We start from the raw sequence: 13365 nt of genomic DNA on the forward strand, positions 1-13365 counted from the left end.
GGTTATAAGAAGCAGCATCCATATTCATCAGTCGCCTTTCCTTGCTCCTGAGTCCTTGCATTAGATGATTTCATCCAGCCATCTCGTCGATTGGTTATTAGAAGGCCTGGAGCTCGACGCCAGCCTGTTTCACGTGGGCCGCTACTGCGGTGGTTGGCATGCCAGCACCCAGGGCATGGGCCGGGCCAGCTTCCATTTGGTGGTGCAGGGGCACTGCTGGCTGCATGTCGATGGCCACGCCGACCCTGTAAGGCTGGAGAGTGGCGATGCGGTGTTTCTGTTGCGTGACCTGGGCTACCGGTTGTCTGGCGCCGGTGACGCGCAAGATGCCTGCGCCCAGCCGCGCCGGGCCATGGCGCCGCTGGAGCTTGAGGCCGACGACGGTGTGGGGCTGGTGTGTGGCTTCTTCGACTTTCGCTCGGGGTTGTCGTCGCTGATCGTCGAGGGCTTGGCCGACTGGATCGTGCTGCGTGCCGAAGACCCGGCTGGCACTGCTGCCCGGGCGTTGTTCGGCTTGATTCTGGAGGAGTGCCGGCGCTTGCCGCAGCCTTCGCAAACGCTGCTTGAACGGCTTACGCACTTGTTGTTCCTGTATGTGCTGCGCCAGCAGGTGCACGGCGGGCAGTCCCTCGGCGGGCTGGTCGCCCTCGCCCGCCAGCCGGCCTTCGCCGGGCTACTGGAGCAGTTGATCGAAGCGCCGGGGCTGGCCTGGACGCTTCAGAGCATGGCGGCTTGCACGGGGCTTTCACGGTCGGCGTTCTTCAAGCGCTTCAGTGAATTGGCCGGGGAATCACCCGGGCAGGTGCTGCTGGCGTTGCGCATGCGCCATGGGTGTCAGTTGCTCAGGGCTGGGAGTACTGTTGAGCAGGTGGCGGTGCAGGTGGGGTATCAGTCGGTGGCGGCGTTTACCCGGGCGTTTGCCAAGGCGGTGGGGGTGCAGCCGGGGGCTTATCGGAAGGGGTTGGGGGTAGGGTTCGGGTTCGGGTTCGGGTTCGGGTTCGGGTTCGGGTTCGGGTTCGGGTTCGGGTTCGGGATTTGATGGTGATTGCTTTTGGAGATGTATGCACATTCATTGACGATGAGCGCTTTTCGTCACCTTTCCGCCCTTACGGCGGGTTACTTTGGTCGCGGCCAAAGTAACCAAAGCCGCCCTGCTCCCATCATCCGGCCCCCTACGCTGCGCTTCGGGGGTTCCCTCGCTCCGGGCTTGCTCCGGAGGTACGCGCCGACGGGCCGTCCCTGGCCCGATCGGCGCTCGACCGGCATCCATGCCGGTCGCCCTCCTACGCAATCCCTACGCTCGGCCTCCTGAAGTCGCGATTTGTGTTGCCTGAACTATTGCGCGCTTAGAAGCAAGATCAACAGCAAGATCAACAGCCAGATCAGGAGCCAGATCAAGAGCCAGATCAAGAGCCAGATCAAGAGCCAGATCAAGAGCCAGATCAAGAGCCAGATCAAGAGCAGAGATATTGGTTTAATTATTATTGATGTGTTGTTTGTTCGGGCCCTATCGCCGGCTTGCCGGCGATTGCAATCCTGAGTTCCCACAAATGCAACTAGCGGTTAGCTGCGCCAGCCCAGGCGCCGCCCCTAACTTCGCGACTTCAGGAGGCCGAACGCAGGGATTGCGTAGGGGGGCGACCGGCATGGATGCCGGTCGAGCGCCGATCGGGCCAGGGACGGCCCGTCGGCGCGTACCCCCGGAGCAAGCCCGGAGTGAGGGAACCCCGGAGCGCAGCGCAGGGGCCGGATGATGGGAGCGAGCGGTTTTGCTTACTTTTGCCAAGACAAAAGTAAGCCGCCGTAAGGGCGGAAAGGTGAATAAGCGTCACTACAAATAATGAATGCGCATACAACTTCCAATACCAACTAAAACAGCAATTCAGCAATTCAGCAGGCAATAGCATAACCCCCAAGCCAGCTCCCGCAGGGATCCCCCCCCCCACACCACACCTGCTATGGTTTACCACAAAACAACAAAACCACAGGATCCCCCATGTCCGCGCCCGTCGCCCCACCCCGGCCCAGCGACCTGGCCGCCATCATCGACTGCCATTTCGCCAACCGCGGCCTCACCCCGGAACCGGTGATCGCCCAATCCTGGTACCGCAGCATCACCCAACACAACCTCGACCCCGCCCAGCGCCATGTCGACAACCTGCTCAGCGCCAGCGAAGTGCGCCAGCACCAGGCCCGCCACGAAGCCTGGCTGAACCTCGCCGGCCAAGGCCTCAATGGCCTGGCGCAACGGGTCGCACCCGCAGGCTTCGCCGTGCTGCTCAGCGACCGCAACGGCATCACCCTGGACGCCCGCCTGCCCATCGACACCCAGCGCTACACCCGCGCAGGCCTGATGGCCGGAGCCTGCTGGGACGAGTCCATCGCCGGCACCAACGGCATCGGCACCGCGCTGGCCGCAGGGGTTGCCCTGACCATCCACCGCCAGGAACATTTTCTCAGCAGCAACGCCCGGCTCAGTTGCTCGGTGGCACCGCTGTTCGATGCGCAAAACCAGTTGCTTGGCTGCCTGAACGCCACCAGCCTGCACGACGAAGGCCCCAAGCAGGCCCAGCACCTCACCCTGCAACTGGTGAGCCTGTACGCCCGCATGATCGAAGACGCACACTTTCGCCAGCATTACCGCGACCGCCTCACCTTGGCCCTCAACCCCGAAGGCCAGGCCGGTGACCTGGCGGCGCGGCAGCTGCTGGCCCTGGACGAAAGCGGCCGGGTGATCGGCGCCAACCGCGCGGCATTCCTCAACCACCCCCAGGCCCTGCTCGGCCAGCGCATCGACCAGTTGCTGCCCGCCGATATCGACCAGTTGCTCGAGCTCACCCGCGGCGGTGCCCGCGGTGTGACCCTGCGCGAGCATGCCGAACAGCAACCGCTGGACATCGGCCTGCGGGTACCGGCCGGCTACCGGCCGCGCAGCCTGCCAGCCGGCAAACGCGCCAACAGCCCTCACCCGGGGCTGGACAACCTGGCCGGCGAAGACCCTCACCTGCAACAAGCCGTGAGCCGCCTGCGCAAGGTGCTGAACAAGGACATCGCCATCCTGCTGGGCGGCGAAACCGGCACCGGCAAGGAGGCCTTCGCCCGCGCCCTGCACCAGGCCAGCCAGCGCCATGCCGGGCCGTTCGTGGCCCTCAACTGCGCGGCCATCCCCGAATCGCTGATCGAAAGCGAACTTTTCGGCTACCGCGGCGGCAGCTTCACCGGGGCCAACCGCAAGGGCATGAAGGGCAAGCTGGAGCTGGCCGACGGCGGTACCTTGTTTCTCGACGAAATCGGCGACATGCCCGCCCACCTGCAAACCCGCCTGTTACGGGTGCTGGCCGAGCGCGAACTGCTGCCGCTGGGCGCCGAAGTACCTGTGGCGCTGGATATCCAGGTGATCAGCGCCACCCACCAGGACCTGGCTGCGCTGATTGCCAGCAAGGGCTTTCGTGAAGACCTGTACTACCGCCTGAGCGGCATGCGCGTGCAGTTGCCGGCGCTGCGTGAACGCAGTGACCGGGGCATGCTGATCGAGCGCTTGCTGGCGGGGCTGCCCGGTGCCGCAGGCTTGCGCCTGGATGATCAAGCCCGGCGTTGCCTGCTGAGCCATCCGTGGCCCGGCAACATACGGCAGTTGCTGAACGTACTGCGCTACGCCGTGGCGTTGGCTGAAGGCGGGGTGATCGGGCTGGACTGCCTGCCGGAGGAAATGCTGGCAAGCCCTGCGCCGCCGCCATTGCTGGAGCGGCAGGTGGAAGCTGCTGAAGCCCGCCACCTGCTGGAACTGCTGCAGCGTCAGCGCTGGAACATGAGCGCGGCCGCCGAAGTTGCAGGTATTTCCCGCTCGACGCTGTACCGAAAGATGAAGCTGTACGGCATCGTGCAGCCAAACCAGCGGTAACCCCCCTGTAGGAGCCGGCCGGCGATGAGGCCTGGCCTGAAAACCCTGATTCAGGCCTTGCGCCCAGGCTGATGGCTCTATCGCCGGCAAGCCGGCTCTCATATAACAAACTACAACTCATTGATTTAACACGCTTCCCGTGGGAAGCGGCCTCGTGTCGCGATGGGGCGCGAAGCGGCCCCAAGGCCTCAGCCTCATGCAAATTGCCGGGGCTGCTGCGCAGCCCATCTCGACCGGACGGCGCCCCGGCAAGGCCGCTTCCCACAGGGGCCGCGGTACATCTGCGAGACTAGTTCTCTGCGCGACAGCGCAGCCCGGAAGGGCTGGGGGATCTCCTACAGAGGTGGCGTAAAGCCCAGACGGTGGGATTACCCCTGGATGTACACCACCTGCGTACGGGTGTACTCATACAACCCATGCTTGCCATCCGCCCCGCCGATCCCCGACTTGCGGGCCCCGGCGTGGAAGCCCTGCATGGCCTCGAAGTTCTCCCGGTTGATGTAGGTCTCGCCAAAGTCGATCTCGCGGCTGGCCTTCAATGCCGCGTTCAAGTCGCGGGTGTACAACGACGAGGTCAACCCGTATTCGCTGTCGTTGGCCAGCGCAATGGCCTCGTCCAGGTCATCCACCACCTGGACCGGCAATACAGGCCCGAAAATCTCCTTGCGCATGATCTCCATGCCCGCCTTGCACCCGGCCAGCACGGTGGGCTGGTAGTGAAAGCCCGCGCCCAGGTCGGCCACCTGGCCGCCGGTGACCACCTGGGCACCCTGCCCGGCCGCCGTGCGCACCATCTGCGCCACCTTGTCCAAACCGGCCTGGTTGATCAGCGGGCCCATGTCCAGGTCGGCCTGCAGCGACGGGTCGCCGTAACGGGTGGCGGCCATGGCGTGGGCCACCCGGTCGATGAAGGCATCCGCCACCTGGCGCTGCACATACACCCGTTCGGCGCAGTTGCACACCTGCCCGGTGTTGATTACCCGCGAGGCGACGATGGCCTTCACCGCAAGGTCCAGGTCGGCATCGGCCAGCACGATGGCCGGGGCCTTGCCGCCCAGTTCCAGGTTGAGCTTGGTGATGTTCGGGGCGGCCGCGGCCATGATCCGCGCGCCGGTGGCCACGCTGCCGGTGAAGCTCACCAGGTCCACCCCGGCATGGCTCGACAACCCATGGCCGACGCTGGCACCGCGCCCGCCGACCACGTTGAACACCCCCGCCGGCAGGTCGGTCTGGGCCACCAGCTTGGCGAACTCGTAGCAGTTGATCGGGGTTTCTTCGCTGGGCTTGACCACGATGGTGTTGCCGGTCAGCAGCGCCGGGGCCATCTTGCGAGCGATCAAGAAGAACGGGAAGTTCCACGGCAAAATGCCCGCCACCACCCCCAGCGGCTTGCGCAACAGAAAGATATGCTCACCGGCGCGGTCGCTGCTCAGCACCTCGCCTTCCAGGCGCCGCGCCCACTCGGCCATGTAGTCCAGGTAGTCGGCGGTGAACGCCACCTCTACCTGGGCCAGGGCCGGCACCTTGCCGCCTTCGCGGGTGATGATGCGCGCCAAAGGCTCGGCGTTGGCGCGGATCTTCGCCGCGATCTGGCGCAGGTAGCCGGCGCGCTCGATGGCCGGGCGCGCGGCCCAGGCCGGTTGCGCCTGGCGGGCGGCGGCGATGGCCTGCTCCACCTGGTGGACCGGCGACTCCGGCACATGCGCCAGCAGCTCGCCGTTGGCCGGGTTGTACACCTCGATCAACTGCTCGCTGGCAATGAAGGCGTTGGCGATGAAGTTCTGGTAAGTGGTGTCGGTCATGCTCGTGTCACTCCTGGGTGTCGTTGTCGGCAAGCGGGGTATGGGCGGCGGGCTTGGCACTGAACTGCTGCCACACCGTCCCCTCCTGCTGCAGGTCGTGGGCGCGCTTGATCAGGTAGGCATGCACCTGCGCCACTTCGTCGGGCTTGAGGCGCTCGGCGAACGACGGCATGCCATCGGGCACGCGGCCGCCATAAAGGATGCCGAGGAACATCTGGTGTTTTTCTGCGGTGAGCTTGCGCAGGTCGGGCAGCACCCCGCCGCTGACCGCGTGGATGCCATGGCACTGCGAGCAGTTGCCGTCGTACAGCGCAGCGCCGGCGGCCACGGTCTTGGCGTCGGCAGTCAACGGCGGCGGTTTTGGCGCATCGGCCGGTGGCGCCGGCTCACGCAACTGCGCCGTGCCGCCAAGCTTGTAGGTGAGCACCTGGGCAAACGGCTGCACCCCGGCGCGCAGGCTCAGGGCGCCGGCGAAGGTGCTGAACGCCCCGCCCCAGCCGGCCATGAAGGTCACGTACTGCTCGCCGTCCACCGAATAGCTGATGGGCGCGGCCATCACCCCGCTGGCGGCGGGCGACTCCCACAGCTTCTTGCCAGTGTCGGCGGCGTAGGCGATCACCCGGCCGTCGGCGCTGCCCTCGAACACCAGGTTGCCGGCGGTGCTCAGGGTGCCGCCGTTGAAGATGGTCACATAGGGCACCTCCCAGGCCGGCGCCTGCTTCACCGGGTCCCAGGCGATCAGCTTGCCCGACCAGGTCTTGGCCATCTGCAGCAGGCCGTCGGCGCCTTCGGGCATCATGCCGGTGCGCAGGCCCAGCTGGTACACGCTCTTGAACGGGTGACGCCTGGGCGCCTCGGGAATGTGCTCGTAGTAGGCCGACATGATGTGCGCCGGGATGTACACCAGCCCGGTCTGCGGGTTGTAGGACATCGGGTGCCAGTCGTGGGCGCCCCAGAACGCCGGGGTCACCAGCTTGCGCTTGCCGTCCTTCCAGTAGGCGGCGGCCTCGTCGTTGAAGATCGGCCGGCCGGTCTTCAGGTCGACGCCCTTGGCCCAGTTCACCGGCACGATGTTCTTGGCCGACAGCAGCTCGCCGGTCTGCCGGTCGATCACGTAGAAAAAGCCGTTTTTCGGTGCCTGCATCAGCACCTTGCGCTGGCGGCCGTCGATCGGCAGTTCGGCGAGGATCATGTGCTGGGTGGCGGTGAAGTCCCAGGCATCGCCCGGGGTGGTCTGGTAGTGCCAGGCGTATTCACCGGTGTCGGCGTTCACCGCCACGATCGACGACAGGAACAGGTTGTCGCCCTTGGCCTGGCTACGCCATTTCGGGTCCCACATCGAGCCGTTGCCGACGCCGATGTACAACAGGTTCAGCTCGGGGTCGTAGGCGAACGAGTCCCACGCCGTGCCGCCACCGCCCTGTTCGACGAAGGCATCGCCGTGCCAGGTCTTGGCGGCGATTTGCATGGCTTTGTTTTCCGGCGGCAGCTTCGGGTCGCCGGGCACGGTGAAAAAGCGCCACACCTGTTTGCCGGTTTCGGCGTCATAGGCGGTGACATAGCCGCGCACGCCGAACTCGGCGCCGCCATTGCCGATAACCACCTTGCCGTTGACCACCCGCGGGGCGCCGGTGATGGTGTAGCTGCGGGTGTCGTCGCTGCGGGTGTCCACCGACCACACGCGCTTGCCGGTCTTGGCGTCGATGGCCTCCAGGCGCCCGTCCAGCACGCCGACGTAGACCTTGCCCTGCCACACCGCAACGCCGCGGTTGACCGCATCGCAGCAGGCTTCGCCGGCGCGGTGGCGGTCCGATTGCGGGTCGTACTTCCACAGCAATTTGCCGTTGCGCGCATCCAGCGCATACACCACCGAGAAGGGCCCGGTGGTGTACATCACCCCGTCCACCACGATGGGCGTGGCTTCCACGCCACGGTCCAGGTCGAGCTTGTAACTCCAGGCCAGGCCCAGCTGGTTGACGTTGCCCTGGTCGATGGCCTTGAGCGGGCTGAAGCGTTGTTCGTCGTAGGTACGGCCGTGGCTCATCCAGTTGCCGGGCTCCTGATCGGCGGCAATGATGCGCGCGCCATCCACTTCGGCGGCGTGGGCGGGCAGCAGGCAGGTCAGGCTGAGGGTGACGGCAAGGGCGCTCGGCAGGAGCCGGCGGTGCGGGCCGGTTGGGGTCATGGCTGGTTCTCCGTTCTTGTTATGGCGACAGCGCGAGGGTGTCGGCAAGAGGCGGAGCAATGGTTGTGCCAGGGGGTGCGGAAGCCCGTAGTAGACAGGCTACAGGGCTCGCTTGCGGGGTCACCAGGCTGGGCTGGTGAAGCATTGGCGCTACAGTTGATGCAGCGCTGGCACAGGTGTGTCAGAGGTCGAAGGCTTGCAAAGATCCCTGTGGGAGCGGGCTTGCCCGCGAAGAATGCAACCCGGTATATGGCACCGGCTTCGCCGGTGTTCGCGGTGGTTCGGCACCCCGACAAGCCCGCTCCCACAATATTGCGGCCTGCCCTTTCAAACCGTGCAGGTTGTGTGTAAAAACACCAGACACCCCCCTCGCACGAAAAGGATTCCCGGCAATGAAATACCGCCCCCTCGGCACCTCTGGCCTGCAGGTTTCGGCCCTGACCCTCGGCAGCATGATGTTCGGTGAGCAAACCAGCACCGAGGATTCGCTGCGCATCATCGACAAGGCCTGGGACCAGGGCATCAACTTCGTCGACACCGCCGATGTGTACAACGGCGGGCGCTCCGAGGAAATCGTCGGCGAGGCGGTGGCGCGCAACCGCCACGACTGGATCGTCGCCTCCAAGGCCGGCTACGGCCCGGTGGACGGCGTGCCCAACCGCAGCGGGCTGTCGCGCAAGCACCTGTTCAATGCGCTGGAAGCCAGCCTCACGCGCATGGGCACCGACTACCTGGACATCTACTACCTGCACCGCGAAGACCACACGGTGCCGCTTGAAGAAACCGTGCGCGCCATCGGCGACCTGCTGGCCCAAGGCAAGATCCGCTACTGGGGCGTGAGCAACTTCCGCGGCTGGCGCATCGCCGAGATCTGCCACGTCGCCAACCAGCTGGGCGTGGCCAAACCTGTGGTCAGCCAGCCGCTGTACAACATCGTCAACCGCCAGGCCGAGCCCGAGCAACTGACCGCCGCCGGCTACCACGGCCTGGGCGTGGTACCGTTCAGCCCGCTGGCCCGTGGCGTGCTCAGCGGCAAGTACGCCCCCGGCTCCACCCCGGACGCCGGCAGCCGCGCCGGGCGCCAGGACAAGCGCATCATGGAAGTGGAATGGCGCCAGGAGTCGCTGAGCATCGCCCAGAAGATCCACGCCTACACCGAGGCCAAGGGCGTGGGCATCGTCGAGTTCGCCATTGCCTGGGTGCTCAACAACCAGCTGGTCAGCTCGGCCATCGTCGGCCCGCGCACCGAGGCGCAGTGGGACACCTACGCCGGGGCGCTGCAGATCAGGGTCAGCGCCGAAGACGAAGCCTTCATCGATTCGCTGGTGACCCCGGGGCATGCCTCGACGCCAGGCTTCAACGATGTGGCGCACTTTGTCAGCGGGCGCTTGCCGCGTCATTGAGTGCGGCCCATCGCGGGGCAAGCCCGCTCCCACGCAGCGCTCACGACCCGGCGTGGGAGCGGGCTTGCCCCGCGATGGGGCCTGAAATACGCAACATGATCCCCATTGGGGACCCAACCGCCGGTATGCCGGTCCCCCTATTCCCCAATCACCTCGGTATCTTGCGCGCCATCGATTTCATTTTGCGATGGAGCCTTCATGAAACTGTTCGAACCCCTCAAGCTCGGCCCTCTGACCCTGCCCAACCGCGCCTTCATGGCACCGCTGACGCGCCTGCGCAGCCTGGAGCCGGGCGATGTGCCGACGCCGATGATGGCCGAGTACTACACCCAGCGCGCCAGCGCCGGGCTGATCATCACCGAAGCCACGCAGATCTCCTTCCAGGCCAAGGGCTACTCCGGCTCGCCGGGCATCCACAGCGCCGAGCAGATCGCCGCCTGGCGCCAGGTCAATGAAGGCATCCATGGCGCTGGCGGCCACAGCGCTGTGCAGGTGTGGCACACCGGCCGGGTCTCGCACACCTCGCTGCAACCTGGCGGCGAAGCGCCGGTGGCGCCTTCGGCACTGGCTGCCAACGCCCGCACCACGCTGCGCGATGAAAACAACCAGCTGATCCGCGTCGAAACCTCGACCCCGCGTGAGCTGAGCGAGGCCGAAATTGCCGGCATCGTCGCCGACTTTGGCCAGGCCGCGGTCAATGCCCGCGAGGCCGGCTTCGACTTCATCGAGCTGCACGCAGCCCACGGCTACCTGCTGCACCAGTTCCTCACCCCCAGCGCCAACGTGCGAGAAGACCGCTACGGCGGCAGCGTCGAGAACCGCGCACGCATCGTGCTCGAGGCGGTGGACGCCGCCATCGCCCAGTGGAGTGCCGACCGCGTGGGCATTCGCATCTTCCCGCTGGGCGGCTTCAATGGCGTGGACAACGGCGAAGACCAGGAGGCCGCCGGCCTGTACCTGATCGGCGAGCTGGCCAAGCGCAACCTGGCCTACCTGCACCTGTCCGAGCCGGACTGGTCGGGCGGCAAGCCGCTGCGTGACGAGTTTCGCCAGGCAATCCGGGCCATCTACCCGGGCGTGATCGTGGCAGCCGGCGCCTACACCGCCGAAAAGGCCGAGGACTTGCTGGGCCGCGGGCTGATCGACGCCGTGGCCTTTGGCCGCGCCTTCATCGCCAACCCGGACCTGGTGGAGCGCCTGAAGCAACAGGCGCCGCTGAACGAGCACCGCGCGCAGTTCGACTATGCCAACGGGCCTGAGGGGTACACCGATTACCCGTTTCTCAAGCAAGCGTGAATGAAAAAGGGGCCAATCAATGGCCCCTTTTTCTGGTCCCGGCACGGCTCCTACAGGGGAATAAACAAGCGCTTAGAGCTCTGCAATTGCCTGCGCCACCAAGGCATGCGAGCGCTGGCGTGCCAGCGGGTCATGGATACGGCAATCGATCATCAGCTCATCCGCCCCCGTCTGGCCAATCAACGCCTGCAGCCCCTCCCTCACCCGCTGCGGCCCACCGGCAATGGTGCAAGCCATCACCTGCTCGAGCACTGCCCGCTCATGGGCAGGCAAGCCTTGCACATAGCCTTCCTGCGGCTTGGGCAGCAGGCCGAAACGCCCCACATGCAGGTCGAGCATCCACTGCCGGTGCGAACTGGCCAGGTAGTCGGCCTCGGCATCGCTGGCGGCAGCGAAAATGTTCACCCCCACCATCACGTACGGTTTGGCCAGCTGCGCCGAAGGCTGGAAGTTGGCCCGGTAATGGGCGATGGCCTGCAACAGGTAACGCGGCGCAAAGTGCGAGGCGAAGGCGTAAGGCAAGCCGAGCCGCGCCGCCAGGTCGGCGCCGAACAAGCTGGAGCCGAGTATCCACACCGGCACCTGGTGCTGGCCTGGGACGCCGCGCACCTGGCGCTTGCCGTTGTCGGCCAGGTAGTCGCGCAGCTCGGCGATGTCGGTTTCGAAATCACGCTCTGGCGCAACACCACGCAACGCCCGCACGGTCGGGCCCGAAGTGCCAGGCGCGCGGCCCAGACCCAGGTCGATGCGCCCGGGGTGCAGGGTGTCGAGGGTGCCGAACTGCTCGGCCACCACCAGCGGCGCATGGTTGGGCAGCATGATGCCGCCGGCACCGACGCGAATCTGTCGGGTGGCGTTGGCGACTTCGTTGATCACAAGCGACGTGGCGGCCGAACCGATGCCGGGCATGTCGTGGTGCTCGGCGATCCAGTAGCGCCGGTAGCCGTGCTGCTCGACATGGCGGGCCAACTGGCGGGTTTCTTCGATGGCGTCGGCGTAGGTCTTGCCTTCGCCGATCATCACCAGGTCCAGGACGGACAGGGCTGTCATGGGGACTCCTGTGGGATTTTGAGTGACAGCACAGTGTCCGGGGTCGCGGCCAGGGGATAAACCGCGCTGCAGGCGCAGGACTGGGGACCTGTTTTCCCGTATCCCTCTGTAGGAGCCGGCTTGCCGGCTCTCATAGAACTGCACATAACTCATTGATTTAGCATGGACTGTGGGAGCGGGCTTGTCGGGGTGCCGAACCACCGCGAAGCAGGCGTCGCGGTGTATGGCACCGGCTTCGCCGGTGTTCGCGGGCAAGCCCGCTCCCACAGGGTCCGCGGCGGGCTCGTGCCCAGTTCTCTGCGCGACAGCGCAGCCCGAAAGGGCTGGGTCATCTCCTACAGGGATTGCGCAGGCAATGGGGTCAATCCTCCCAAGGCACTCCGTCTTCCCAGCTGGCCACCAGCAAATCGATGAACCCGCGAACCCGCGGCGACAGGTGCCGCTTGCTCGGGTAGACGATGCGGATCGGGTCGGCCGGTGGCCGATACTTGTGCAACACCTCCACCAGCGTACCGGCACGCAGGTCGTCGCCGGTGATGTAGGTGGGCAGGTGAATCAGCCCGAAGCCCGCCCGCGCGCCGTCGAGCATGGCCTCGGAGCTGTCGATGTTGAGCCGGCCCGGCTCCTCGCACAGGTGCAGCCCGGCCTCGGTGCGAAAGCGCCAGGGGCTGGACTTTTCGCCCACCAGGAAGGCGATCTTGTCGTGCCCGTACAGGTCGGCCGGCACCTGCGGCGTGCCATGGGCGGCCAGGTACGCGGGCGCGGCGCAGGTGACGAACTGCTGCCAGGCCACGGTGCGGGTCAGCAGTTGCGAGTCCTCTTTCGGCGCGCCGATGCGCACGGCCACGTCGACGCCCTCTTCCACCAGGTCGACATAGCGGTCGGTAAAGCGAATGTCGGCGCGCAGCTCCGGCCACTGCTTGAGGTAGCGGTCGAGAATCGGCAGCACATGGCGCTGGCCGAACGACAACGGCGCGGTCAGGCGCAGGGTGCCGGTGGGCTTGCCCCGGCGTTGGGCCATGGTGGTGTCGACCTCGTCGAGATCATCGAGAATCTGCTGCCAGCGCTCGAACGCCACAAGGCCCTCGTCGGTCAGGCTCAACTTGCGCGTGGTGCGGTTGAGCAGGCGCACCGCCATGCGCGCCTCCAGCCGGGCGATGCTTTTGCCCACCGCCGAGCGGGTCAGACCCAGGCTTGCGCCGGCGGCGGTGAAGCTGCCGGCCTTCACGGCACTGACGAAGGCGGCGATATCGCCGAAGCGGTTGGGTTCCATGCTGTGTTTCCGAAAAAGTCAGGCCAGCTAAATGGGTGCAGATCGGCGTATTGCAAGGCTTACTGGATGATCAGCCGGTAAGCCACGGCACGTTTTTCAACGCCATTGGGGAACGCGGCAAACACCACATCTTCCTCACCTGCCTGTTGGCCTGCGGTGTACACGTAGCGGTTGACCTGGCTGGTCGTATTGACCTGGTATTCGCGGCGCAGGCGGCCGAGCTTGTCGGGGTGCACGGCGCCGAGCTTTTCCAGCGGTGCCCACAGCTCGCTCCAGGTCTTGCGCCCCTCGGCGCTGGTGTAGTCGTGGATCACGCAGCGCTCGCCGCGCTTGAGCTGTACCGGGATGACCCAGTTGCCGAAGTGCGGGTCTTTATAGGCTTTGTCGGCCTGCACCTGGCAGGCCAGGGTCGGGCCGGCCAACAGTGCCAGCAGCAACAGTAGGTGACGGTTCAT

General features: G+C 65.9%; 9 protein-coding genes. 4 read left to right on the top strand and 5 right to left on the bottom strand.

Translation table 11 applies throughout. The features are described from left to right. Positions 1-64 precede the first annotated feature (64 nt). Both KSS93_RS18215 and KSS93_RS18220 read left to right on the top strand, forming a co-directional pair. Positions 65-1039: an AraC family transcriptional regulator gene (locus KSS93_RS18215; RefSeq protein WP_217885359.1), complete on the top strand. Its 975-nt coding sequence runs from the start codon at positions 65-67 to the stop codon at positions 1037-1039. A gap of 957 nt (positions 1040-1996) precedes the next feature. Further along, on the top strand, positions 1997-3901 hold the full coding sequence (locus KSS93_RS18220) for a sigma-54-dependent Fis family transcriptional regulator (RefSeq protein ID WP_217885360.1): 1905 nt from the start codon (positions 1997-1999) through the stop codon (positions 3899-3901). A 368-nt stretch (positions 3902-4269) separates the two neighbouring features. Here KSS93_RS18220 and aldA read toward each other — a convergent pair whose 3' ends face one another. Next, positions 4270-5703 (bottom strand): aldehyde dehydrogenase, encoded by a 1434-nt coding sequence (aldA, locus tag KSS93_RS18225; RefSeq protein ID WP_217885361.1) that lies wholly within the window; start codon positions 5701-5703, stop codon positions 4270-4272. A 7-nt stretch (positions 5704-5710) separates the two neighbouring features. Continuing rightward, complete coding sequence (locus KSS93_RS18230) at positions 5711-7888, bottom strand: PQQ-dependent dehydrogenase, methanol/ethanol family (RefSeq protein WP_217885362.1); 2178 nt, start codon at positions 7886-7888, stop codon at positions 5711-5713. A gap of 392 nt (positions 7889-8280) precedes the next feature. On the opposite strand from KSS93_RS18230, the gene KSS93_RS18235 reads away from it, so the two are divergent. Together KSS93_RS18235 and KSS93_RS18240 are read left to right on the top strand one after the other, a co-directional pair. Further along, positions 8281-9291, top strand: a complete 1011-nt coding sequence (locus tag KSS93_RS18235) for an aldo/keto reductase (protein WP_217885363.1) — start codon at positions 8281-8283, stop codon at positions 9289-9291. A 198-nt stretch (positions 9292-9489) separates the two neighbouring features. Continuing rightward, entirely contained in the window at positions 9490-10587 is a 1098-nt protein-coding gene (locus KSS93_RS18240; protein WP_217885364.1) for an alkene reductase, read from the top strand. 72 nt (positions 10588-10659) lie between these two features. Here KSS93_RS18240 and KSS93_RS18245 read toward each other — a convergent pair whose 3' ends face one another. The 3 genes from KSS93_RS18245 to KSS93_RS18255 all read right to left on the bottom strand — a co-directional run bounded on the left by KSS93_RS18245 (position 10660) and on the right by KSS93_RS18255 (position 13365). Beyond that, complete coding sequence (locus tag KSS93_RS18245; protein WP_217885365.1) at positions 10660-11637, bottom strand: LLM class flavin-dependent oxidoreductase; 978 nt, start codon at positions 11635-11637, stop codon at positions 10660-10662. A gap of 361 nt (positions 11638-11998) precedes the next feature. Further along, complete coding sequence (locus tag KSS93_RS18250; protein WP_217885366.1) at positions 11999-12910, bottom strand: LysR family transcriptional regulator; 912 nt, start codon at positions 12908-12910, stop codon at positions 11999-12001. A gap of 59 nt (positions 12911-12969) precedes the next feature. Then, positions 12970-13365: a hypothetical protein gene (locus KSS93_RS18255; RefSeq protein ID WP_217885367.1), complete on the bottom strand. Its 396-nt coding sequence runs from the start codon at positions 13363-13365 to the stop codon at positions 12970-12972.

Source organism: Pseudomonas xanthosomatis (assembly GCF_019139835.1).
GTDB classification, from domain to species: Bacteria; Pseudomonadota; Gammaproteobacteria; order Pseudomonadales; family Pseudomonadaceae; genus Aquipseudomonas; species Aquipseudomonas fakonensis.